General features: G+C 70.6%; 20 protein-coding genes. 13 read left to right on the top strand and 7 right to left on the bottom strand.

Annotated features, from left to right (window positions below; genetic code table 11):
- The first annotated feature begins 36 nt into the window (after positions 1-36).
- The gene (locus AB0H93_RS11285; RefSeq protein ID WP_358570976.1) at positions 37-981 is read left to right on the top strand and encodes an MBL fold metallo-hydrolase; all 945 of its coding nucleotides are present in this window, start codon (positions 37-39) and stop codon (positions 979-981) included.
- Positions 982-1,201: 220 nt separating this feature from the next.
- Here the strand turns inward: AB0H93_RS11285 and AB0H93_RS11290 are convergent, their stop codons facing one another.
- Positions 1,202-2,440, bottom strand: coding sequence for a serine hydrolase domain-containing protein (locus AB0H93_RS11290; RefSeq protein ID WP_358570979.1), 1,239 nt, complete (start codon positions 2,438-2,440; stop codon positions 1,202-1,204).
- A 118-nt stretch (positions 2,441-2,558) separates the two neighbouring features.
- On the opposite strand from AB0H93_RS11290, the gene AB0H93_RS11295 reads away from it, so the two are divergent.
- The gene (locus tag AB0H93_RS11295; protein WP_132480448.1) at positions 2,559-3,959 is read left to right on the top strand and encodes an ATP-binding protein; all 1,401 of its coding nucleotides are present in this window, start codon (positions 2,559-2,561) and stop codon (positions 3,957-3,959) included.
- Entirely contained in the window at positions 3,959-5,911 is a 1,953-nt protein-coding gene (locus AB0H93_RS11300) for a VWA domain-containing protein (protein ID WP_358570982.1), read from the top strand. Before AB0H93_RS11295 ends, AB0H93_RS11300 begins: the two co-directional genes overlap by 1 nt.
- 62 nt (positions 5,912-5,973) lie before the next feature.
- Here the strand turns inward: AB0H93_RS11300 and AB0H93_RS11305 are convergent, their stop codons facing one another.
- Positions 5,974-6,255, bottom strand: coding sequence for a hypothetical protein (locus AB0H93_RS11305; protein WP_358570985.1), 282 nt, complete (start codon positions 6,253-6,255; stop codon positions 5,974-5,976).
- 147 nt (positions 6,256-6,402) lie between these two features.
- Here AB0H93_RS11305 and AB0H93_RS11310 point away from each other — a divergent pair, with 147 nt between their 5' ends.
- From AB0H93_RS11310 to AB0H93_RS11320, 3 genes are read left to right on the top strand one after another with little or no spacing between them, the layout of a single operon-like run.
- On the top strand, positions 6,403-7,251 hold the full coding sequence (locus tag AB0H93_RS11310; protein WP_358570988.1) for a helix-turn-helix transcriptional regulator: 849 nt from the start codon (positions 6,403-6,405) through the stop codon (positions 7,249-7,251).
- Between the two features lie 12 nt (positions 7,252-7,263).
- Positions 7,264-7,455, top strand: a complete 192-nt coding sequence (locus AB0H93_RS11315; protein ID WP_358570991.1) for a DUF397 domain-containing protein — start codon at positions 7,264-7,266, stop codon at positions 7,453-7,455.
- Positions 7,452-7,964 carry a nitroreductase family protein gene (locus AB0H93_RS11320; RefSeq protein WP_358570994.1) on the top strand — a complete coding sequence of 171 codons (513 nt, stop codon included), beginning with the start codon at positions 7,452-7,454 and terminating at the stop codon, positions 7,962-7,964. The genes AB0H93_RS11315 and AB0H93_RS11320 overlap by 4 nt, the downstream gene beginning before the upstream one ends.
- 6 nt (positions 7,965-7,970) lie before the next feature.
- On the opposite strand, the gene AB0H93_RS11325 is transcribed toward AB0H93_RS11320, so the two are convergent.
- Positions 7,971-8,276 carry a hypothetical protein gene (locus tag AB0H93_RS11325; RefSeq protein ID WP_358570997.1) on the bottom strand — a complete coding sequence of 102 codons (306 nt, stop codon included), beginning with the start codon at positions 8,274-8,276 and terminating at the stop codon, positions 7,971-7,973.
- A gap of 26 nt (positions 8,277-8,302) precedes the next feature.
- Between AB0H93_RS11325 and AB0H93_RS11330 the strand changes: the two genes are divergently transcribed.
- Positions 8,303-8,953: a response regulator transcription factor gene (locus tag AB0H93_RS11330; protein ID WP_358571000.1), complete on the top strand. Its 651-nt coding sequence runs from the start codon at positions 8,303-8,305 to the stop codon at positions 8,951-8,953.
- A 4-nt stretch (positions 8,954-8,957) separates the two neighbouring features.
- Here AB0H93_RS11330 and AB0H93_RS11335 read toward each other — a convergent pair whose 3' ends face one another.
- Positions 8,958-12,098: a BTAD domain-containing putative transcriptional regulator gene (locus AB0H93_RS11335; protein ID WP_358571003.1), complete on the bottom strand. Its 3,141-nt coding sequence runs from the start codon at positions 12,096-12,098 to the stop codon at positions 8,958-8,960.
- A gap of 79 nt (positions 12,099-12,177) precedes the next feature.
- Between AB0H93_RS11335 and AB0H93_RS11340 the strand changes: the two genes are divergently transcribed.
- The 3 genes from AB0H93_RS11340 to AB0H93_RS11350 are packed head-to-tail and all read left to right on the top strand — an operon-like array spanning position 12,178 to position 14,854.
- On the top strand, positions 12,178-13,065 hold the full coding sequence (locus AB0H93_RS11340; protein WP_358571006.1) for an NAD(P)-binding domain-containing protein: 888 nt from the start codon (positions 12,178-12,180) through the stop codon (positions 13,063-13,065).
- Positions 13,066-13,085: 20 nt separating this feature from the next.
- Positions 13,086-13,949 carry an NAD(P)-binding domain-containing protein gene (locus AB0H93_RS11345; protein ID WP_358571009.1) on the top strand — a complete coding sequence of 288 codons (864 nt, stop codon included), beginning with the start codon at positions 13,086-13,088 and terminating at the stop codon, positions 13,947-13,949.
- Positions 13,950-13,990: 41 nt separating this feature from the next.
- Positions 13,991-14,854: an NAD(P)-binding domain-containing protein gene (locus AB0H93_RS11350; RefSeq protein WP_358571012.1), complete on the top strand. Its 864-nt coding sequence runs from the start codon at positions 13,991-13,993 to the stop codon at positions 14,852-14,854.
- 53 nt (positions 14,855-14,907) lie between these two features.
- Here AB0H93_RS11350 and AB0H93_RS11355 read toward each other — a convergent pair whose 3' ends face one another.
- The 3 genes from AB0H93_RS11355 to AB0H93_RS11365 form a co-directional block, all read right to left on the bottom strand.
- The gene (locus AB0H93_RS11355) at positions 14,908-15,750 is read right to left on the bottom strand and encodes a glycine betaine ABC transporter substrate-binding protein (protein WP_358571015.1); all 843 of its coding nucleotides are present in this window, start codon (positions 15,748-15,750) and stop codon (positions 14,908-14,910) included.
- A 93-nt stretch (positions 15,751-15,843) separates the two neighbouring features.
- Positions 15,844-16,740 carry a proline/glycine betaine ABC transporter permease gene (locus tag AB0H93_RS11360; protein ID WP_358571018.1) on the bottom strand — a complete coding sequence of 299 codons (897 nt, stop codon included), beginning with the start codon at positions 16,738-16,740 and terminating at the stop codon, positions 15,844-15,846.
- Positions 16,733-17,791, bottom strand: coding sequence for a glycine betaine/L-proline ABC transporter ATP-binding protein (locus AB0H93_RS11365; protein ID WP_358571021.1), 1,059 nt, complete (start codon positions 17,789-17,791; stop codon positions 16,733-16,735). Before AB0H93_RS11365 ends, AB0H93_RS11360 begins: the two co-directional genes overlap by 8 nt.
- Positions 17,792-18,332: 541 nt before the next feature.
- Between AB0H93_RS11365 and mshC the strand changes: the two genes are divergently transcribed.
- From mshC to AB0H93_RS11380, 3 genes are all read left to right on the top strand, one after another.
- The gene (gene mshC, locus AB0H93_RS11370) at positions 18,333-19,568 is read left to right on the top strand and encodes a cysteine--1-D-myo-inosityl 2-amino-2-deoxy-alpha-D-glucopyranoside ligase (RefSeq protein ID WP_358571024.1); all 1,236 of its coding nucleotides are present in this window, start codon (positions 18,333-18,335) and stop codon (positions 19,566-19,568) included.
- 297 nt (positions 19,569-19,865) lie between these two features.
- Positions 19,866-21,092, top strand: coding sequence for a styrene monooxygenase/indole monooxygenase family protein (locus tag AB0H93_RS11375; RefSeq protein ID WP_358571027.1), 1,227 nt, complete (start codon positions 19,866-19,868; stop codon positions 21,090-21,092).
- A 103-nt stretch (positions 21,093-21,195) separates the two neighbouring features.
- Positions 21,196-22,968, top strand: coding sequence for a C69 family dipeptidase (locus tag AB0H93_RS11380; protein WP_358571451.1), 1,773 nt, complete (start codon positions 21,196-21,198; stop codon positions 22,966-22,968).
- The last annotated feature ends 38 nt before the right edge of the window (positions 22,969-23,006 follow it).

Raw genomic sequence — 23,006 nt, forward strand, 5'->3', positions numbered from 1 at the left:
GTGCGGACCCGCGGCCGCGCAGGGCAATCTGGTCGGGTGCGACCCGAGTACCAGCAGCCGGTGATCCAGTCCTCCTACGCGGACCGCTTGCACGAGCCGCTGCCCAGCTTCCGAGCCGTGATGCGGCTGATGTGGACCGGCGGCTTCCGCGGCCGGGTGGAGGACGCCGACCGGATCCCGGTGCTGCGCACCGGACTGCCGCCGGTGACGGCGCGGGACACCTCGGTCACCTGGGTCGGGCACTCGACGTACGTGGTGCGGATGGCCGGGGCGACGGTGCTCACCGACCCGGTGTGGTCGTCGCGGATCCCCGGCGTGCCACGACGGCTCACGCCGCCGGGCGTCGCCTTCGGCGAGCTGCCGCCCATCGACGCGGTCGTGATCAGCCACAACCACTACGACCACCTGGACGCGCCCACCGTGCTGCGGCTGCCCCGCGCCACCCCGGTGCTGGCGCCCGCGGGGCTGGGCCGCTGGTTCCGGCGCCGCGGCTTCACCGAGGTCATCGAGCTGGACTGGTGGCAGTCGGCGGAGGTCGCAGGCCTGACGTTCGACTTCGCGCCCGCGCGGCACTGGAGCCGCCGCGGCCCGCGGGACACCTGCCGCAGCCTGTGGGGCAGCTGGGTGATCACCGGGCCGGAGCACCGGATCTACCACGCCGGGGACAGCGGCTACGGGCCGCACTTCGCGGAGATCGCGCAGCGCTACCCGGGCATCGACGTGGCGATGGTGCCGATCGGCGCGTACGACCCGCGCTGGTTCATGAAGCCGGTGCACATGGACCCGGAGGAGGCCGCGCAGGCGGTGGCCGACCTGGGCGCGGAGTACGCGGCGACCATGCACTGGGGAACGTTCGTGCTGACCCGCGAGCCGGTCACGGAGCCCCTGACCAGGATCCGCAAGGCCTGGCGCGACGCGGGCCGCGACCCGGAGCGGCTGTGGGACCTGGCGGTCGGCGAATCCCGCGTCCTGGAGTCGTGAGTGATCTTCGACCCGTAGAGGATGTTCTTCGCCTTTGAAGCGGCGAAGCCGCTTAGCCCACCTGCGCAACTTGCACCGCCGCGGGTTCTCAGACGTCGCCTGGCGAGGACAGCCCCGACGCCGCGTATTGGTCATACGTAAGTCGGGGCTCCCACAGTCCAGGCGGCGTCTGAGGTTCCGCGACCCGCACCGCTACGCAGAACAAGTTTGGAAACAGTCTCTAGTCCACCAGGGCCTGGTAGACGAGTTGGTGCAGTTGGGAGCGGATGGGGTGGGTGCTCGACGGCATCAGCTGGGTCAGGAACAGCACCGTCAGGTCCTCCGCCGGGTCCACCCAGAACGCGGTGCTGGCCAGGCCGCCCCAGGAGAACTCGCCCGGGGAGCTGATCACCTTCGCCGCCATCGGGTCGTCGATCACCGCGAAGCCCAGCCCGAAGCCCTTGCCCGCGTTGGCCACCTCCGAGAACGCGCCGAGCGCCAGGGTTTCCAGGTCCGCGCCGCCGGGCAGGTGGTTGCGGGTCATGTACTGCACCGTGCGGCTGCCGAGCAGGCGGACCCCGTCGAGTTCGCCCTCGCGCAGCAGCATCTGCGTGAACCGGTGGTAGTCGTGCGCCGAGGAGAACAGCCCGCCGCCGCCGGAGAGGGCCTTGGGCAGCTCGAACGCCGCCGCGCCCAGCTCCGCCTGCTTCGGGTGCGGGCGGGCCTTGCCCTGCGGGTCGGCGACGTAGAGGGTGGCGAGCCGGTCGGCGTCGGCGCGGTCCACCGCGAAGCCGGTGTCGGTCATGCCCAGCGGCTCGAAGATGCGGGTGCGGAAGAACTCGTCCAGCGTCTGCCCGGACGCCACCTCCACGATCCGGCCCAGCACGTCGGTGGCCACCGAGTAGTTCCAGGCCGTGCCGGGGTCGAACAGCAGCGGCATGCTCGCCCACTCGTCGCAGCAGCCCGCCAGGTCGAGGTCGTCGGCCATGCCGTACTCGAAGCCGGCGCGGCGGTAGAGCTCGTCGACCGGGTTCAGGTAGTGGAAGGCGTAGGTGAGGCCGGCGGTGTGGGTCAGCAGGTGCCAGATCCGCATGTCCTCGCCCGCCGGGCGGGTCTGCGGGGCGCGGGCCGTGCCGCCGCTGTAGACGCGCAGCTCGGCGAACGACGGGATGAAGTCGCTGACCGGGTCGGTGAGCTCGAACGCGCCCTCCTCGTGCAGCATCATGATCGCCACCGAGGTGACCGGTTTGGTCATGGAGTAGATCCGGAACACGGTGTCGGTCTGCACCGGGGCGCCGGCGGCGACGTCGCGCATGCCGTGCGTCGACAGGTGCGCGATCTTGCCCTGCCGGGACACCAGCGCCAGCCAGCCGGGCAGCTTGCCGGCCTCGACGTACTTGGCGAAGTGCTGGTCGATTCGGTTCAGCCGGGCGGCGTCGAACCCGGCCTCGGCGGGGTCCACCTCGATCTCCAGGGCCACTTGATCCTCCTGCGCGTGCCGTCGCGGGTTACCTGGTTTTTCTACTCTCGCTCGACCGCATGCGAAATCCTTTCTGCTATGGCAGCGCGTGTCGGTGCGTGCCGGTAGCGTCGAGGGGGTGACGACCCCGACTCCACCCGAAGGGCTGCCCCGCACGGCGGGGGAGCTGCGGTCCAGCGGCCACGCACCGCGCAGCGTCAAGGCGGAGCTGCGCGCCAACCTGCTTACCGCGCTGCGCTCCGGCCGCTCGCTGTGGCCCGGCATCGTCGGTTTCGACCAGACCGTGCTGCCGCAGCTGGAGCGCGCCCTGATCGCCGGGCACGACGTCGTGCTGCTCGGGGAGCGCGGGCAGGGCAAGACGCGGCTGCTGCGCAGCCTCACCGAACTCCTGGACGAGTGGACGCCGGTCATCGAGGGTTCGGAGCTCGGCGAGCACCCGCTGCAGCCGATCACCCCGGCCTCCCGCCGCCGCGCCGCCGAACTCGGCGACGACCTGCCGGTGGCCTGGCGGCACCGCAGCGAGCGGTACGTGGAGAAGCTGGCGACCCCGGACACCTCGGTCGGCGACCTGGTCGGCGACGTGGACCCGGTGAAGGTCGCCGAGGGGCGCTCGCTGGGCGACCCGGAAACGATCCACTTCGGACTCGTGCCCCGCGCGCACCGCGGCATCGTCACCGTCAACGAGCTGCCCGACCTGGCCGAGCGGATCCAGGTGGCGCTGCTGAACGTGATGGAGGAGCGGGACATCCAGATCCGCGGCTACAGCCTGCGACTGCCGCTGGACGTGCTGCTGGTCGCCACCGCCAACCCGGAGGACTACACCAACCGGGGCCGGATCATCACGCCGCTGAAGGACCGCTTCGGCGCGGAGATCCGCACCCACTACCCGCTGGACGTCGACGACGAGATCTCGCTGGTTCGCCAGGAGGCGGACCTGCCCGCGGAGGTCGGCGACCACCTGCTGGAGGTGCTCGCGCGCTTCGTCGGCCACCTGCGCGAGTCCAACGCCGTCGACCAGCGCTCCGGCGTGTCGGCCCGGTTCGCCATCGCCGCCGCCGAGACGGTCTCGGCCGCCGCGCTGCACCGCTCCGCGGTGACCGGCGAGCACCCGGCGGTGGCGCGGCCGGTCGACCTGGCGGCGGTGCCCGCCGTGCTGCGCGGCAAGATCGAGTTCGAGGCCGGTGAGGAGGGCCGCGAGGACGAGCTGCTCGGCTACCTGCTGCGCCGCTCGGTGGCCGACACCGCCCGCGGCCTGTTCGCCGGGCTGGACCTGCAGTCGCTGGCCCAGGCCGTCGTCGACGGCCACCCGGTGGCCACCGGCGAGCGCATCGCCGGGCACGACGTGCTCACGGCGCTGCCGGAACTGCCGGTGCTGCACCAGGTCGCGGAGCGGCTCGGCGTGCGGGCCGGGGACCCGCCGGGGCGGATCGCCAGCGCCGTCGAGCTCGCGCTGGAGTCGCTGTACCTGGCGAAGCGGCTCGGCAAGGACGCCGAGGACGACCGGTCGGTGTACAGCTGATGAGCCGCCGGTTCCGGTACGACGCGTGGCACGGCGGGACGGACCCCCTGGCCCCGCCGGTCGACCTGCGCGCCGCGCTGGACCAGATCGGCCGCGACGTCATGGAAGGCGCATCGCCGCGCTCCGCGCTGGAGGAGATGCTGCGCACCGGAACCCGCGACACCGCCGGGCTCGACGAGCTCACCCGGCGGCTGTGGCAGCGGCGCAGCGAGCTGCAGCGGCGGCACCGGCTGGACGGGACGCTCTCCGAGGTTCGCCGGCTGCTGGACCGCGCGCTGCAGCAGGAGCGGCTGGCGCTCGCGGCCGACACGAGCGAGGACGCGCGGTTCCGCGAACTGCAGCTCGACGCGCTGCCGCCGGACGTCGCCGGTCAGGTCGCCGAGCTGGCGAACTACGACTGGCGTTCGCCGGACGCGCGGGAGACCTTCGAGGAGATCCGGCAGATGCTGGGCACCGAGTTCCTCGAACAGCGCTTCCAGGGCATGAAGCAGGCGATGCAGCACGTCACGCCCGAGGACGTCGAGCGGGTGCGGCAGATGCTCGACGACCTGTCGGCGCTGCTGGCCGCGCACGCCCGCGGCGACGCCGAGGTCCAGCAGAAGTTCGAGCAGTTCATGGCCCAGCACGGCGAGTTCTTCCCGGAGAACCCGCGCAACGTCGACGAGCTCATCGACGCGCTGGCGGCCCGCTCGGCCGCCGCGCAGCGGCTGCTGAACTCCATGAGCGAGCAGCAGCGCGCCGAGCTGATGTCGTTGTCGCAGCAGGCATTCGGAGACCCGCGGATCGCGCAGGCGTTGCAGCGGCTCGATCAGCAGCTGCAGGGGCTGCGGCCGGGCGAGGACTGGACGGGCCAGGCGCGGTTCCGCGGCGACCAGCCGATGGGCCTGGCCGAGGCGACCGCGGCGATGGCTGAGCTCGGCGAGCTGGACCGGCTGGCGGAGCAGCTGGGGCAGGCGTATCCGGGCGCGAGCCTGGAGGACATCGACCTGGAGGCGTTGGAACGGCAGCTCGGCTCGCAGGCGGTCGTCGATGCGCAGCGGCTTTCGGAGATCGAGCAGCAGCTGCGGCAGCAGGGCCTGCTGCAGCGGGCGCCCGATGGCAGCCTCCGGCTGTCGCCGCGAGCGATGCGGCGGCTCGGGGAGACCGCGCTGCGGTCGGTGATCTCGCAGCTGCGGTCGCGACGCGGCGAGCGCGACACCGATCGCGCGGGCGCGGCGGGGGAGCTGACCGGAACCACGCGGCCGTGGAGCTACGGCGACGCGGAGCCGTGGGACGCCGTGCGCACGGTGCGCAACGCGGTGCTGCGGCGCGCGGGGGAGGGACCGGACTCGGCGCTGCTGGACATCTCGGACCTGGAGGTGGCGGAGACCGAGCAGCGTTCGCGCGCGGCTGTGGTGCTGTGCGTGGACACGTCGTGGTCGATGGTGCAGGACGGCCGCTGGGTGCCGATGAAGCGCACCGCGCTCGCGCTGCACCACCTGGTCGCGACCCGGTTCCGGTCGGACGCGCTGCAGCTGGTCACCTTCGGCCGCTATGCGTCCACTGTGGACGTGGGTGAACTCGCCGCGCTGGAGGGGGTTTGGGAGCAGGGCACGAACCTGCACCACGCCCTGCTGCTCGCGGGCCGCCACCTGCGCCGCCACCCGGACGCCCAGCCCGTGGTGCTCGTCGTGACCGACGGCGAACCGACCGCGCACCTCGAACCCGACGGCGAAGCGGTGTTCCAGTACCCGCCGACGCCGCACACCCTCGGCGTGACGTTGTCCGAAGTGGACGCATTGCACCGGTTGGGGACCACGCTGAGCGTCTTCATGCTCGGCGAGAACCCGCGCCTGAAGGCGTTCGTGGACATCGTCGCCCGCCGCGGCGGCGGCCGGGTCCTGTCGCCCACCGCGGACGGCCTCGGCGCGGCGGTCGTCGGCGATTACCTGCGGACCAAGCGCCGCCGATGAAGCTCGTGAGTGGTTGTGGCCGTTAGAGCGACCATCGCCACTCGCGAGCACTTTCGGCGCAGCTAGGGGTAGACGAGGCGCACTTCGGCGGTGTGGGCGAAGATCTCGGCGGCGCGTGTGGGAGAGCAGAAGGAGCCACGGCCACGGCCATCGGTGCTGACGACTTCGGCGCGGTCGCCGAAGGCGAGCCCCCAGGCGAACACCCGGCCTTCGGTCAGTTCCCACTCGTCGTCGCGGTCGAGCTCGCACAGCGCGAAAAGCCTGGGAGCGCGCCGGATTTCCTCGCGCACGAGCGCGTATTCCGCGGGCTCCGGTGCCCAGATGTCGGGTTCGGTGTCGTTCATCAGACCTCCTTCGGGACCGTGAAATCGATCACTTATAACCATAGCTAGAAATCTAGGCTCGTCTATAACCGAACTGGGTGGTGTCGATGTTGTCGCTGGCCGAGCAGGGCAGACTGTGCGGTGGTTCCGAGAGGTGTGGAGGTACGAGTGGCTGGACGAGGTGACCCGTCGGCGCTGCGCTGGTTGATCGGTGTCGAGCTCGCGGGATACCGGAAACGTGCTGGGCAAACCCTCGCCGCAGCGGCGAAGGCGATCGGGTGCTCGACGAGCCTGGTCGGTCACTTCGAGAAGGGCATGTACTTCCCGCAACCAGAACAGATCGCGGGGCTGCTGGAGTTCTACGGCGCTCCCGCCTGGGACGTAGAAAGGTTGACGTCGCTGTGCGGACGCGCAGATCAGCGCTCGTGGCTCGCGCCCTGGATCGACGTCATTCCGGACTGGCTGAGCACGTTCGTCGGGCTGGAAGGCCTGGCGGAGTCAGAGTTCGCGTACCAGCCAATGGCACTTCCGGGCCTGATGCAGACAGAGGAGTATGCCCAGGCGCTGACATCCGCGACTGGCTTTGTTCGGCAAAACCACAACGAGCGGTTCGTTTCATTCCGGTTGGCTCGCGCTCAGCGACTCGTCGATTCCGAGCCGCTGTGGTTGCACGCGGTTATTGGCGAGAGTGCTCTGCGGTTGGCTGTGGGTACGCCGGAGGTTCGCATGAATCAGTACCGGCGCTTGATCGAGTTGGCGGAACGGGAGAACGTCAAGTTCCAGGTCCTACTGCCTGCATGTGGACCCCATGACGCTGGTGGCACTGGGGAGTTCGTCGTTCTGAGCTTTGCTGAAGCCCGCCCGGTCGCGTACGTCGAACACCTGGATGGAGCAATCTACGTGCAGGACCCTGACGACGTGCGGACATATACACTTGTTTCGGAAAACTTGCAACGCGTCGCGCTTGAACCCGCTGATTCGGTGGACTTCGTGAAAGCGCTGATGTCGGAGACGTAGCGGAGGAACATCGTGTCCGTCTCAACTTGGAGAAAGTCCAGCTATAGCGCCAACAACGGAGCATGCGTCGAGGTTGCTTATGCTCAAGGTGTCGTAGGGGCTCGGGACTCGAAGAACCCTGGCGGCCCGGAGCTTTGGTTCCAGGGAACCGGATGGGGCCGCTTCGTCGCCGACGTCAAGGCCGGGCGGTTCGATCTCGCGTGACCGAAGATCCGCTCCGCGCGCTGGCTTCGCTGCGAGCCACCCGGTGGTTCACCGATGCCGACGTCGACGACGCCGCTCTGCACCGGATCCTGGACGCGGCGCGGTGGACCGGTTCGGCGCGCAACAGGCAGCCCTGGCGGTTCCACACCGTCCGCGACGCCGCGATGCGGGAAGAGCTGAGCCGCTGCGGCGCGTATGCGGTGCACCTGCGGTCCGCGCCCGTCGTCGTGCTGCTGGCGCTCGATCACTGCTGGGCCGACTCGGAGTTCGACGGCGGCCGGGTCGCGCAGAACCTCATGCTCGCCGCGCATCTGCTCGGGCTGGGGTCGTGCCCGGTGACGTTCTTCCCCGCGGAGAACGCCGAACGCGTCACGGCCGTCGCCGGGTTCTTGCCGCCCTGGCAGGTGCGTACCGGCATCGCGCTGGGGCATCCCGCGCCCCGTCCGCCGGGAACCTCGGCGATCCCCACCGGCCGCCACCCGCTCGATGTCCTCTGGACCTCGGACTAGCGCCGCTCACGAGCGTGCCCGCAGGGGCGCCCGCCGCGCCCGCCACACCACGACCGCGACGGCTACCGCGAACAAGACGCCCACGCCGGAAAGTGCGGAGTTGAGCAGCCGCGCGACGTGCAGGCCGGCGGCGTACCCGGTGCCGGCGAGGCAACTCGCCCACAACGTCGTCGACGGGATGCTCGCCACGGCGAACCGCCGGTATGGCATGCCCGTCGACGCCGCCAGCCGCGGCGTCAGCACTCGCGCGCCGGACAGCCACTGCCCGCCCGCCACAGCCGCGAGGCCCAGACGGCGCACCAGGATCGGCACCGGCATCCTGGGCGGAACACACCGCATTGGCGGCCACGCAGATAGCCGAGCTGCGCGCCGAGAACCGCGCCGGTGGCCACGACGAGCATCGTCGGCCCGAGCGGCACGATGCCGTGACGGGCGCACAGCCCAGCCGCGAACAGCACGCTCGTACCGGGCAGCACCAGGCCGACGAGGAAGCCCGCCTCGACGATCAGCACGAGGCAGGCCCCGGTCAGCAATCCTCGGCGCTCGATGCGCGCCGGGAGAACCCCGCGCTGCCGATCCTGATCCTCTCGCAGCACGTCGAGCAGCTCTACGCGCGCGAATTGCTCTCCGACCGCTCCGGCGGGATCGGTTATCTGCTCAAGGACAGGATCGGCGACGTGTGGCACTTCGTCGACGCCGTGCGCCGGGTCGCCGAGGGCGGGACCGCGATGGACCCCGAGGTGATCTCCCAGCTGCTCGCGCGCCCCCGGCGCGACGATCCGGTCGACGCGCTCACGCCCCGCGAGCGCGAGGTGATGGCGCTGGTGGCCGAGGGCCTGTCGAACCGGGCGATCTCGCATCGCCTTCACGTCTCGGACAAGGCCGTCAGCAAGCACACCAACAACATCTTCGGCAAGCTCGGGCTGCCGGCCACCGAGGACCACAACCGCCGCGTCCTAGCGGTCCTGGCCTTCCTCCAGTCCGTGTGAACGGTCAGTCGCCGACCAAGGTGTCGACGTCGGCGAGCGGCACTGCGGATCCGCTGGCGTACTCGGCGTCGAATGCCTCGTCACCCAGGGATTTCCGGGCGGCGGACTCGATCCGGTCGACGTCCAGGCGTTCTGCGGGCGGGAGCGGCGTGCGGACGGAGTCGCGCGCTGCCGCGGCGGCACCGAGGAGGCGGGCTGCCCGCGCCGCGCGACCGGTGAGCGCTTCGGCGCCTGCCAGGCCCTCCAAGGTCAGGGCGATCGCCCGGGGGTCGGTGCCCCGGCTGGCGATCCGGTAGGCCGACAGGTGCAGTTCGCGGGCCTGCTCGGCGTTTCCGCGTTCTTCGGCGGCGAAGCCGAGTTCGGCGAGGATCAGGGCGTTCCCCGGCTCGAACCGCACGCGACGGTGCCATTCGAGCACCCTGCGCAGGTGGCGCTCCGCCTCGTCGAACCTGCCTTCGCGGCGCGCGCCCAGCGCCAGGCCCGTTTCCGCGTACATCTCCGCCGGGGTGAAGCCGCGCTCGGCGGCCACGCGCATCGCGCGGGTGTGCAGCTCGCGCGCCCGCGCGTAGTCGTGCCTGAGCAGCGCGACGCGGCCCAGCCAGGACGTCTGGTAGGCCACCTCCGCCCACAGGCCGAGGGCTTCCGCGCCGCGCAGCGCCTCGGCGTGATGGCGCTCGGCGCTCGCGTAGTCGCCGGTGATCCCGGCGACCGTGCCGAGCCCGTACGACGCTTGCGCCAGGCCCCAGCTGTCGCCCAGCTCTTGGAAGAGTTCGGCGCTGCGCTCCGCATCCCGCTTCGCCGCAGCCAGGTCGCCGCGCGTCATCTGGTGCGTCGTCCGGTCGCTGAGCGCGACGCCGAGGCCCCAGCGGTCGCCCAGCTCGGCGAACTCCGCCACCAGCTCGTCCACGTCGCGTTCGGTGCTGGAGAGGTCGGCGACGGTGGTCCTCGCGTGGATGAGGAACCACCGCGCGCGGGCGCGGTCCGTGGGATCGGTGATGTTCCGCCACGCGTCGACCTCCTCGACGGGCTCCCCGGTCAGCAGTCCTATCCCGGCGTACCAGGCCGCCGTCTTCGCCCGCGTTTCCCCGCCGCCGCCCGTCGCGAGGGCCGCGGCCAGCGAGCGCTTGGCCTCGCTGAGCCTGCCGCGCAGGAACCAGTACCAGAACAACGCGTTGACCAGCCGCAACGCCACCTCGGTGGAGTGCTGGACGGCGTCGTCCAGCGTCGCCCGCAGGTTCGCCGCCTCCGCGTCGAGCCGCTCCAGCCAGTGCCGTTGTTCGCGGCCGCGCAAGTTCGGGTCCGCTCGCTCCGCCAGCGCCAGGTAGTGCTCGTTGTGCCGTTGGCGGAGGGTTTCGTGCTCGTCGGTCTCTTCCAGCCGCTCCAGGCAGTACGCCGCAACCGATTCCAGCAGGCGATACCGGCGACCTCCGGCGGGTGTCTCCGTCGCGACCACCAGCGACCGGTCCACGAGCCGCGCCAGCAGGTCCAGCACCTCGGTGGGCCGGACTCCGTCGCCGGAGCACACCGCTTCGGCACTGTCCAAAGTGCATCCGTCGCGGTGGATGGCCAGGCGGCGCAACACTGTTCGCTCGGCTGTCGGCAGCAGGCGCCAGCTCCAGTCGATCACCGCCTGCAACGTCCGCTGCCGCTCGGGGGCATCGCGGTGGCCGGACGTGAGCAGCGCGAATCGATCGTCCAATCTGGACAACAGGGTCTTCGCGCCGAGCGCGCGAACCCGGGTGGCGGCCAGCTCCAGGGCCAGCGGGATGCCGTCCAGCCGGCGGCAGATCGCGGCCACCGATGCGGCGTTGTCGCCGTCGACGTCGAAGCCCGGAGACGCCGCGGCGGCGCGGGCGGTGAACAGCCGCACCGCGCCCGATGCCCGCACGTCGTCGAGCCCGGATCCGGGCGGCGGAACGTCCAGCGGCGGCACCGGGAGCAGCGTCTCGCCCGAGATGCCGAGCGCCTCCCGGCTCGTGGCGAGGATCCGCAGCCCGGGCAGCGCCCGCAGCAGGCGCGCGGCCATCCCGGCGGCGCCGATGATCAGGTGCTCGCAGTTGTCGAGGACGAGCAGGATCTCCTTGCCGCGCAACGCATCGACGAGCGGATCGGCCGGTGCGACGGGCGCCGCTCCGGTTTCCTGCACGTCCAGCTCCGCCAGCACGGCGTGCTCCAGCGAGCACGTCGCGTCCCCATCGGCCCGGATGCCGGCCAGCTCGACGAGCCGCACGCCGTCGCGGAACGCCGCGCTGCGGGCCGATTCGATGGCCAGCCGCGTCTTGCCCACCCCGCCGGGCCCGGTCAACGTCACCAGCCGCGACGTGCTCAGCAACGCCTTGACCTGCGCGAACTCCCGGTCGCGGCCGACCAGGTCGGTGACCGGGACCGGCAGGTCGTGCACCGGCGCGGCGGGGACGGCGAGCGCGGCGTCCTGCGTCAGGACGGCCTGCTGCAGCTCGGCCAGTTCCGGGCTCGGGTCGACGCCCAGCTCGTCGGACAGCCGCTCCCGCAGGTCCGCCAGGCTCGCCAGCGCCTCGCTCTGCCGTCCGGCGCGGTACAGCGCCCGCACGTGCACCGCGCGCAGCCGCTCGCGCAGCGGATGCGCGCTCACCAGCTCGCCGAGCTCGCCCGCGAGCGCGGCGTGCTCGCCCAGCTCCAGCCGGGTTTCGGCGAACTCCTCCTGCGCGGCGAGGCGTTCTTCGGCCAGCCGCTGGATGGGGGCCTGCGCGAACGGCTCGTCGGCGAACTCGGCGAACGCGCAACCCCGCCACAGCGCCAGCGCGTCGGCCAGCAGCGTCCGGCGGGCCTCCGGGGTGGCGGTCTCGCGGGCCTGCGCGACGAGGCGGCGGAAGCGGTGCGCATCCACCGCGTCCGGCTCGATGTCCAGCGCGTACCCGGGGGCGCGGTAGGTCACCAGGCCCCTGCCGATGGCCTTGCGCAGCTGGGAGACCTTCGTCTGCAGCGTGTTCGTCGGGTTGCCGGGCGGCTCGACGCCCCACAGGTCGTCGATCAACCGGTCCGCCGACACCGGCCCGTCGTGCGCGAGCAGCGCCGCGAGCAGGGCACGGACCTTCGCCTCCGGCACCGCGACGGCCTCGCCGTCGGCGGTCCGCACCTCCAGCGGGCCCAGCACTCCGAAACGCACGTCCGCAACGTTAGTCCGCGCCCGTGACAGCACCCGCAGCCGACCGTGCGCGGTTCGTGCGCGGCCCTCAGCAGGGTGGATGTCGACGAAAGGAGCTGGGATGAACGGGAAGGCAGTGAGCGTCCTCGGGCTCGGTGACATGGGCGCGGCGCTGGCCGAGGCGCTGCTCGCCGCCGGCCACCGGGTGACCGTGTGGAACCGCACCGCGGCCAAGGCCGATCCACTGGTGGCCAAGGGCGCCGCCCGCGCGGACACGGCCGCCGACGCGGTCCTCGTGAGCCGGCTGGTGATCGTCTGCCTGCTGGACTACGACTCGGTCAGCCAGGTGCTGGCCCCGCACACCGACGTGCTGGCCGGGCGGACGCTGGTCAACCTGACCAACGGCACCCCGGGGCAGGCCCGCGAGATGGCCGCCTGGGCCGCTGATCACGGCGCCGACTACCTGGACGGCGGCATCATGGCCGTCCCGCCGATGATCGCCACACCGGCGGCGTTCGTGCTCTACAGCGGGCCGAGCGGGACCTTCGACACTGCGCGGACGGTGCTGGACGCCTTCGGTGAGAGCAACTACCTCGGCGACGATCCGGGCTCCGCCGCGCTGCAAGACCTCGCCCTGCTCAGCGGCATGTACGGGATGATCAGCGGCACCCTGCACGCCTTCGCCCTGGTGCGTTCGGCAGGCGCGTCGGCGCGCGAGTTCGCGCCGCTGCTGAACCGGTGGCTGCAGACCATGAGCGGGTGGCCGGTCGGCGCGGCCGAGCAGATCGACTCGGGCGACTACGGCAAGGACGTCGTCTCCAACCTCGGCATGCAGGAAGCCGCGTACGTCAACCACTTCACGGCCGCCGACGAGGCGGGCATCAGCGCCGAACTCCTCGCGCCGCTGCACGCCCTGATGCAGCGCCGCGTCGCCGACGGCCACGCCCACGAAGACCTCACCGGCGTCATCGAACTCCTCAAGAAGTGACGATCTCCCTGGAGCACGACATGAATCAGCACGTCACCCTGATCGGTCTGGGGCCGATGGGGCAGGCGATGGTCGGGGCCCTGCTCGATGGCGGGCATCCGGTGACGGTGTGGAACCGGACCGCGAGCCGTGCGGACGACGTGGTCGCGCGCGGTGCCGTGCGTGCTGCAACCCCTGCCGAGGCCGTCGCGGCCGGTGAGCTGGTGATCCTGAGCCTGACCGATTACCAGGCGATGTACGACATCCTGGGTCCGGTCGAGGACCTGGGCAGCAAGGTGATCGTCAACCTCAGCTCGGACACCCCGGACAAGTCCCGCGAGGCGGTGCAGTGGGTGCGGCAGCGCGGCGGCGCTTTCCTTACCGGCGGCGTGCTGGCCTCCGCGGAGATCGTAGGCACCGAGGCGGCCAAGGTGTTCTACAGCGGGCCGGCGGAACTCCTGGAGGCCCACGAGCAGACGTTGCGGCTGATCGGGAAACCGCACCACGTGGGCGAGGACCCCGGCCTGGCGCAGCTGTTCTACCTGGCGCACATCGATCTCTTCCTGGTGAGCCTGGCGGCCTACCTGCACGCCACCGCGCTGGTCGGCTCGGCCGGGGTGTCCGCGCAGGACTTCCTGCCCTGGGCGGTGGAGAACCTGAACACCAACTCGTTCCTGCTGCCGTCCGCCGCCGAGCAGATCGACCGCGGCGAGCACCCCGGAGACCTGGGGACCGCCCGGATGATGGGGGCGAGCGCCGATCACCTGCTGGCCGCCAGCGAGGCCGTGGGCATCGACCTCGAACTGCCGCGCGCCATCAAGGCGCATTACGACCGGGCCATCGCCGCCGGGAAGGGCGGCGACAGCTGGACCCGGCTCATCGACGGGATCCGCGAACCCGCGTGAATCCCGCGCGACATCCCAACGAAATCCCCTTGGAGCACAACATGAATGAGCACGTCACCCTGATCGGGTTGGGGCCGATGGGGCAGGCGATGGTCGGGGCCCTGCTCGATGGCGGGCATCCGGTGACGGTGTGGAACCGGACGGCGAGCCGTGCGGATGACGTGGTCGCGCGCGGTGCCGTGCGCGCCGCCACCCCCGCCGAAGCCGTTGGGGCCAGCGACATCGTGATCCTGAGCCTGACCGATTACCAGGCGATGTACGACATCCTGGGCCAGGTCGAGGACTTCGGCGGCAAGGTGATCGTCAACCTCAGCTCGGACACCCCGGAGAAGACCCGCGAGGCGGCTGAGTGGGCCGAGCAGCGCGGCGCCCGATTCCTCACCGGCGGCGTCATGGTGCCCGCCCCGGTGGTCGGCACCGAAGCGTCCTACGTGTACTACAGCGGGCCGAAGGACGTCTACGACGCGCACGAGAAGACGTTGCGGCGCATCGGGGAAACCCACTACATGGGCGATGATCCCGGCCTGGCGCAACTGTTCTACCAGGCCAACCTCGACGTCTTCCTGACCGCGCTGTCGGCCTTCCTGCACGGCGCGGCGCTGCTCGGCTCGGCGGGCGTGCCGGCGAAGGAGTTCGCGCCGTGGGCGGCGAAGGTGTTGCAGCTCGCCGCCCACTTCCTGCCGGATTCCGCCGAGCAGGTCGACAGCGGCGAGCACCCCGGCCACCTGAGCACCGCCAAGATGATGGGCGCGACCGCCGACCACATCCTGGCCGCCAGCGAGGCCGCGGGCATCGACCTCGAACTGCCGCGCGCCATCAAGGCGCACTACGACCGGGCCATCGCCGCCGGGAAGGGCGGCGACAACTGGACCCGCCTCATCGACGGCATCCGGAACCCCCAGTAGCGGCAACGCGAAAGGCCGGTGGGGCACGCCCCGCCAGCCGTTCGGGGTTCACGTCACTGCCCCGGTGCGAAGGAGTTGATCACCTCCGGGTGCGCGTCGGCCCACTTCCTGGCGGCCTGCTGTTCCTGGCCCCGCTGGGCGCTGTTGATCTCGTTCTCCAGCGACGCGAGCTGCTCGTCGGTCAGCTTGAATTTCTTGATCATCTCGGTGACCTCGGGGAAGTCCTGGCTGAAGCCCGCGCGGCCGATGGCGTGCAGCTCCTCGGCCTTGCCCATCGCTCCCAGCGGGTCCTGCAGGTCCTTGAGCGGGTACTTCGCGTACGCCCAGTGCGGGTGCCACAGCGTCACCACGATCGGCTTCTGCTCGCCGATCGCCTTCTCCAGCGAGGCGAGCATCGCGGTGGTCGACGAGCTCTGCAGGGTGTACTCGCCGCTGAGCCCGTAGGCCGGGATGGCCTTGTCCTTGGTGGTCCGGCTCAACCCCGCCCCCGGGTCGATGCCGGTGATCACGCCGTTGAACTCGCCGCCCCTGCCCTTGAGGTCGGCGATCGAGTTCACGCCGGTCAGGTACTTGGGCACCGCGATGTTCAACGTGCCCTGGTTGTACCAAACGCCGAGGTCTTCCAGCTGCGGGCCGTACTGCTTCCAGTAGTCGCCGTGGGTTTCCGGCAGCCAGCCGTCCAGGAACAGGTCCGGGTTGCCCTGGGCGAGACCGGCGTAGATCGGGCCGACTTCCAGCTCGGTGATGTTGACCTTGTAGCCCCGCCGCTCCAGCAGGTCCTTGTAGAGGTAGGTGACGGCGATGTCCTCGTCCCAGGCGATGTAGCCGATGTTGATCGCCTTGGCCTCCTGACCGGTCCCGGTTTCCCTGCCACCGCAGCCCGCGGCTACCAGCACCAAGGCGAACAATGCGGCGAGGAGCGCGACAAGTCTTCGTGGTCTTCTGCTCAACATTCCTACCTGCCTTTCCAAGACGACCGCCGAGCGGACTCAGCCGGTCTTGGCCGCTTTGCGCTCCGCTCGCGCCACCGGCGAGCGGTCCGACAGCACGGCGGTGATCCGGTCCAGGTAGACCGCGAGGATCACCACCGACAGCCCGGCCTCGAAGCCCTGACCGAGCCGGACCCGGGTGACCGCCTCGTAGATGTCGGTGCCCAGCCCCTCCGCGCCGACCATGCCCGCGATGACCACCATCGACAGGGCCAGCATGATCACCTGGTTGATGCCGGCCATGATCGACGGCATGGCCAGCGGTAGCTGGATGCCGGTGAGGATCTTGCGGGCCGGCGCCCCGAACGCCTCGCCCGCCTCGACCACCTCGGTGTCCACCTGCCGGATGCCCAGCTCGGTGAGCCGGACCCCGGGCGGCAGCGCGAAGATCACGGTGGCCACCACGCCGGGCACTTCACCGATGTTGAAGAAGAAGATGACCGGGATCAGGTACACGAACGCGGGCATGGTCTGCATCAGGTCCAGCACCGGCCGCACCACCCCGCTCACCTTGCGGTTGCGGGCGGCCAGGATGCCCACCGGGATGCCGATGGCAACCGCGATGACGCTGGCCACCAGGACCAGCGACAGGGTTTGCATGGCCGACTCGAACATCCGCATGCTGGCGATCAGCCCGAAGCCGATCAGGCTGAACAGCCCGAACCGCCAGCTGCGCAGCCACAGCGCCAGCGCGGTGAACACCAGCACCATGACCAGGTCGGGCAGCCAGTTCAGCACGTAGCTCAGGCCCTCCACCGACGACCGGAGCACGAGATCGATGAAGTCGAACACCGGGCCGATGTTGCTGTTCAGCCAGGTGACCAGGGCCGCGAACCAGTCGCCGATGGGGATTCGCGGCAGCTCGAACTCGGCTGCGAGCCGGAGTGCCTCAGACATCGGACGCCTCCTCGATCGCGGGCCCGGTGCCGGGCACCCTGGCCTCGCGGCACAGGGCCTCGAACACCGCGGCCGGGGTGACCACGCCGATCACCCGGTGCTGCTCGTCGACCACCGGGACCGGTGCCGCGCGGGTGCTCATCCGCACGAACAGGTCCTTCATCGGGGTGTCGGCGGGCACCGGTTCCCCGTCGGGCGGCGTGGTGCCCGGCGGCTCGGCGATGGATGCCGCGGTGAGCACCCGGCTGCGGTCGACGTCCTCGACGAACGTGGCGACGTAGTCGTCCGCGGGCTCGTTGAGGATCTGCTCGGCGGTGCCGATCTGCACGATCCGGCCCGCCCGCATCATCGCGATGCGGTCGCCGAGGCGCATCGCCTCGTTCAGGTCGTGGGTGATGAAGATGATGGTCTTGCTGAGCTTGGCGTTGAGGTTGAGCAGCTGGTCCTGCATCTCGCGCTTGATCAGCGGGTCCAGCGCGCTGAACGCCTCGTCCATCAGCAGCACGTCGGTCTGCGCCGCCAGGGCGCGGGCGAGCCCGACGCGTTGCCGCATGCCGCCGGAGAGCTGCTGCGGGTAGCGCTCCTCCCAGCCCTCCAGGCCCACCAGGTTCAGCGCCTCGCGCGCCTGTTCGGCGATCTCGGACTTGCTCGCGCCGCGGATCTGCAGCCCGTAACCGGCGTTGTCCAGCACGGTGCGGTGCGGGAACAGGGCGAAGTGCTGGAAGACCATGCTCATCTTCTGCTGCCGCATCGTCCGCAGCGCCGCGGCGGACATACCGGTGATGTCCTCGTCGTCGACGAGAACGCTGCCCGAGGTGGGCGTGAGCAGCCCGTTGAGCATCCGGATCAGCGTCGACTTGCCGGAGCCGGACAGCCCCATGACGACGAAGGTCTCGCCCTCCTTGACGTCGAACGACGCGTCCACCACCGCGGCGGTGGCGCCCGCCGCCTTGATCTCCTCCTGGTCGGCTCCCGCCTCCAGGCGGCGAACGAGCTCCGTCGGCTGCGGCCCGAAGATCTTGTAGAGCCGTTCCACGCGTACCGATGTCACCGATCGCCTCCACTGCTTCGCCGGTGCCGGGAGCTTCGCCCGGGCGCCGGGGGCCGCGTGAATCGCCGGATCCAGCCGATCAATTCAGGCGGGCCGCGGATTCGCGTTCGAGTCCTTTCGTGCGGGCATTGATCATACGTAGCGAGTTGGGCTTGTCCAGTCATTCGGGCGCGGAACTGATCGCGGTACGGGCGTTCTCTTTCGAGTTCGAGGCCGGATGGCTGGGTTATTGCCAGTCTTCTGACGTGCGAATATTCAACTTTTCCAACTGAATGATCCCACCTCGGAGCCAGCGTTGCGAAGCGACGATTTCAAATGATCAAGGCGGGTGGATATGCGTCGTTTCGACCGGTTTCCCCGGCCCGTTAATTGATCTTTTCCGGGGCCGGATTTGGTAAGTTCCTGACTGGAATCCGAATAGTTCCGACAAGATCTGGTTTCCGGTGGCCGCGTCGGCGAGCTGCCGATCTTCCCACGATGTGATACTGCCGATGACCCGGGTGGGGGCGTCCACCGGCCCCGGACGTTTAAGGTCGGATGCATGCAACCCTGGTCATCGGTTCCCGTGCCTCAGGTGCCGGGCACACCAAGCCCCCTGCGCCTCTTCGACACCGCCGCCGGTGAGATCAGGCCCACCGAACCCGGGCCCGTCGCGCGGATGTACGTCTGCGGCATCACGCCGTACGACGCAACCCATCTCGGCCACGCCGCGACCTACCTGGCGTTCGACCTGGTCCACCGGGTTTGGCTGGACAACGGTCACCAGGTGCACTACGTGCAGAACGTCACCGACATCGACGATCCGCTGCTGGAGCGCGCCGAGCGCGACAGCGAGGACTGGATCGTGCTCGCGATGCGCGAGACGGCGCTGTTCCGCGAGGACATGGCGGCGCTGCGGGTGGTGCCGCCGGCGGACTTCGTCGGCGCGGTCGAGTCGATCCCGGAGATCGTCGAGGCCGTCGGCAAGCTGCTGGCCTCCGGCGCGGCCTACCGGGTCGACGACGAGTACCCCGACATCTACTTCCGGCACCAGGCCTCCGGCCGCTTCGGCTACGAGTCCAACTACGACGACGCGACCATGCGCGCCTTCTTCGCCGAGCGCGGCGGCGACCCGGACCGCGGCGGCAAGGAGCACCCGCTGGACGCGCTGGTGTGGCGGGCCGCCCGCGACGGCGAGCCGTCCTGGGAGTCCGAGCTCGGCGCCGGCCGGCCGGGCTGGCACCTGGAGTGCTCGGTGATCGCGCTGAACCGGCTCGGGCTCGGTTTCGACGTGCAGGGCGGCGGCTCGGACCTGATCTTCCCGCACCACGAGTTCAGCGCCGCGCACGCCGAAGCGCTCACCGGCGAGTTCCCGTTCGCCAAGCACTACGTGCACGCCGGGATGGTCGGCCTGGACGGCGAGAAGATGTCGAAGTCCAAGGGCAACCTGGTGTTCGTGTCGCGGCTGCGCGGCGACCGGGTGGACCCGATGGCCATCCGGCTGGCGCTGCTGGACGGCCACTACCGCGCCGACCGCGAGTGGACGGCGGACTCGCTGACCGGCGGCGCCGCGCGCCTGGCGCGCTGGCGGGAGGCCGTCGCGCTGGAGTCGGCTCCGGCGGCGGAGCAGGCGGTCGCGCGGCTGCGCGAGCGGCTGTCCGACGACCTGGACACCCAGCAGGCGCTGACCGCGATCGACGCCTGGGCCGACGAGGCGCTGACCGCCGGTGGTTCCGACCGCGGCGCGCCGGGGCTGATCCGCGCCGCCGTCGACGCGCTGCTCGGCGTCGAGCTCTAGAACCGGCGATCAACACGGAGAGTGAGCGGAAGCCGATTGTTCGGCTTCCGCTCACTTTTCTGGTGGAGCTGTTGGATCCGGTTCCAGATCTGCGTTAAATTCGGCAAAAGTAGCCGGTCAGCGCGTGGTATGCACCACTCGTGGATCGAGCCCGCATGCCGCATGGACTTCGCGAACCCCGTCTGGTTGGATCTTCCTCGGTTACTGGGAGCAATGGACCAATCTGCTGCGACGAATGGCGGAATGGGTCTGCTGCGCCCGGGAGTTCGGGGAGACCAAGGGAAGGTGGTCGGGGAGATGCGGAAGGTCCTGATCGTCGGGGCGGGGCAGTCCGGGTTGCAACTGGGACTCAGCCTGCAGGCGCTGCGCTACGAGGTGACGTTGATCTCGGCGCGGACGCCGGCGGAGATCCGGGGCGGCCGGGTGATGTCCACGCAGGTCATGTTCCGGACCGCGCTCGGGTACGAAAGGGAGCACGGCCTGAACCTGTGGGAGGAGCAGGCGCCGAAGATCACCGGGCTGCGGCTGTCGGTGGGCGGCCCGGACGGCTCCCGGGTGCTGGACTGGCGGGGCGAGCTGACGGACTTCGCGCAGTCGGTGGACCAGCGGTTGAAGATGGCCGGGTGGCTGGAGCTCTTCGCCGAGCGCGGTGGCGCCGTCGAGTACCGCGACATCGAGGTGTCCGACCTGGACGAGCTGAGCCGCGGCTACGACCTGGTGCTGGTCGCGGCGGGTGCCGGGAAGCTCGGCCGCATCTTCGAACGCGACCCGGGGTGGTCCCCGTTCGCCGAGCCGCAGCGGGCGCTCGCGGTGTCCTACCTGCGCGGCGTCGCGCGGTCGTCCGATGTGGACGATTCGGGGCTGGTCCGGTTCAACTCGGTGCCGGGCGTGGGCGAGGTCTTCGTCATTCCCGGCTACACCGAGGGCGGGCCGTGCGACATCCTGTTCTTCGAGGGTGTCCCGGGCGGGCCGCTGGACTGCTGGGCCGATCGCCCGGGTCCCGCGGAGCACCGGGCGCGGATGCTGGAGCTGCTCCGCGCCCACCTGCCGTGGGAGCACGAGCGGTTCGCCGACGCGGAGCTGACCGACGACCGGGCGATCCTGGCCGGCGGGGTGACCCCGGTGGTGCGCAAGCCGGTTGCGCGGCTGCCCTCCGGGGCGGCGGTGCTGGGCATGGCGGACGCGGTGGTGGTTACCGACCCGGTCACCGGGCAGGGCGTCAACAGCGCGAGCAAGGCGGCGGAGTCCTATTTGGACAGCATCGTGCGGCGAGCGGACCGGCCGTTCCACGCCGAGTGGATGCAGGAGACCTTCGACCGGTTCTGGGACTACGCCCGGCACGTGACGGTCTGGAGCAACGCGATGCTGCGACCGCCGCCGCACGTGCAGCGGCTGCTCGGCGCGGCGGTGGAGATCCCGGCGATCCGGAACCGCTTCGCGAACGGCTTCGACGACCCGGCGGACTTCGAGTCCTGGTTCCTCGACCCGGCCGGAGCCGAGGAGTACCTCAGCAGCCTCAGTTGAGAATATTCGCCCGTTTGGGCTAAAAAAGGCGCGACTGATCATCTCAATCCAGGAGGTTGTCGTGTCGCGGCTCCGACATCGGTGCGGTGCGCTCGGATTGGCAGTGACGGTGGCGGTGCTCGCCGCGCCGATCGCCGTCGCCAATCCGGCCACCCCGCCGCAGCAGCAGGTCCGGCCGATGCCGGACAAGAGCATCGCCTTCTACGTCGGCAAGAACCGGACGGAGAGCGGGGCGACGCTGCTCGGCGGGTTCGGGCACGAGCCCTCCAGCCACTGGCTGGAGATCGTGCCCCGGCAGCAGCACGAACCCGGCTCGACGATCACGGTGGGCGCCACCGAGGAGGCCGACCTGCCGGGGCGGCTGACGCAGATCCCGCAGGTGCCGGAGACCGCGAAGTACATCACCTCGAACTACTCGGAGTTCGCCGGGTTCCCGGCCCCGCTCACCAACGGCGGGCTGAACGAGTACCAGGTGGCGGCGCGCGACGTGTGGTCGGACTCGCGGCCCGAGCTGGTCGAGATGACCCCGCCCGGCCAGACCGGGCCGAACTACAGCGACCTGTCGCGGATCGCGATGGAGCGGGCGCACACCGCGCGCGAGGCCGTGCAGATCCTCGGCGATCTGATCGACCGGTACGGCTACACCACCTACGGCGGGAACTCGCACCTGTTCGCCGATGCCAACGAGGGCTGGGTGTTCATCGAGTTCGCCGGCGGCAAGGGGCTGTGGGCGGCCGAGCGGCTCGGGCCCGACGACGTGCGGGTGTCCTATCCGGGTTACATCGGCGACTTCCCGGTGGACTTCCGGAACGACCCGGACCACATGGGCTCGCCGAACCTGGTCGATTTCGCGGTCCAGCAGGGCTGGTGGAACCCGGCCGACGGCAGGCCGTTCAACGTCCAGCAGGTCTACGGCACGCCGTTCCCGGGGCATCCCGGCAAGTCCACCCCGGACGACGAGGCGCCGTGGCGGCATCCGCCGACGCTGGAGGAGGAGCTGCGGCGGCTGGGCGAGGTTTCGCTGGTGGACATGCAGCGCATGGTCCGCGACCCGCGCTGGTCCGACGACCGCTCCGGCTACGGGCAGGTCGCCGAGCTGAAGGCGGATCTGGCGCATCCGGAGCTCGCGACGCTGTGGGTGGCCAACACCGCCGCGATCACCGCGCCGTACATCCCGTTCCACATCGGTGCCGAAACCGTGCCGCCGGAGTACGGCCAGCACCGCTACCTGACGTCCGGGGCGGCGGCCAACTACCTGAGCCCGGAGTACGCGGCGCAGGAGGCGACCCGCTCGGCCACCTACGTGTCGAAGCGGCTCATGTACTACACCTGCGACCGGCCGGAGGTGTTCCTCGGCGACGTCACGAAGTCGTTCGAGGGCTTCGAGGCCCAGATGCTCGGCGAGATCGGCGGCGTCGAGCAGCAGGCGGCCGAGGCGTACCGGGCCGGCGACGCCCCGCGGGCCCGCGCGTTGCTCACGGACTGGAGCAACAAGTGGGCGATGGACGGCCTGGACCTCACCGAGTACCTGGTGGCGGACGTCGAGGCGCGCACCAAGGAGCAGTTCGGCATCCGCAAGCCGGCGGTCGAGCCGCCGCCGGGGGTGACGGCCAGGGCGGAGAGCCTGGACATGTCGCTGCCGGAGGGGTCGATCTCGGCGCGCGACCGGGTCAACTGCGACCTGGGCAACGGCTGGGCGGACGGCACCACGGTCGATCGCAAGGGCCAGGTCGGCGACCCGAACGCGGTCCCCGACTTCCGCGCGGCCACCCGCACCGATCGGCCCTTCCCCTGGCTCCCGGTGACGATCGCGGCCGTCGTGGGCCTCGCCCTCGGAGCGGTGGGGATGTTCTTCGCCCGCCGCCGATCCACCTGATCCACCGGGTGCGGTGAGCTGGGGTGCCTGCCGCCGAG

The sequence above is a fragment of the Saccharopolyspora sp. NPDC050642 genome (assembly GCF_040654735.1).
Taxonomy (GTDB): Bacteria; Actinomycetota; Actinomycetes; order Mycobacteriales; family Pseudonocardiaceae; genus Saccharopolyspora; species Saccharopolyspora elongata.

Excerpts from the sequence above, each read along its gene's own strand:
- AB0H93_RS11345 (WP_358571009.1), top strand. The coding sequence starts at position 13,086 with ATGAATCAGCACGTCACCCTGATCGGTCTGGGGCCGATGGGGCAGGCG.
- AB0H93_RS11350 (WP_358571012.1), top strand. The coding sequence starts at position 13,991 with ATGAATGAGCACGTCACCCTGATCGGGTTGGGGCCGATGGGGCAGGCG.
- AB0H93_RS11300 (WP_358570982.1), top strand. The coding sequence starts at position 3,959 with ATGAGCCGCCGGTTCCGGTACGACGCGTGGCACGGCGGGACGGACCCC.
- AB0H93_RS11375 (WP_358571027.1), top strand. The coding sequence starts at position 19,866 with ATGCGGAAGGTCCTGATCGTCGGGGCGGGGCAGTCCGGGTTGCAACTG.
- AB0H93_RS11360 (WP_358571018.1), bottom strand. The coding sequence starts at position 16,740 with ATGTCTGAGGCACTCCGGCTCGCAGCCGAGTTCGAGCTGCCGCGAATC.
- mshC (WP_358571024.1), top strand. The coding sequence starts at position 18,333 with ATGCAACCCTGGTCATCGGTTCCCGTGCCTCAGGTGCCGGGCACACCA.
- AB0H93_RS11305 (WP_358570985.1), bottom strand. The coding sequence starts at position 6,255 with ATGAACGACACCGAACCCGACATCTGGGCACCGGAGCCCGCGGAATAC.
- AB0H93_RS11340 (WP_358571006.1), top strand. The coding sequence starts at position 12,178 with ATGTCGACGAAAGGAGCTGGGATGAACGGGAAGGCAGTGAGCGTCCTC.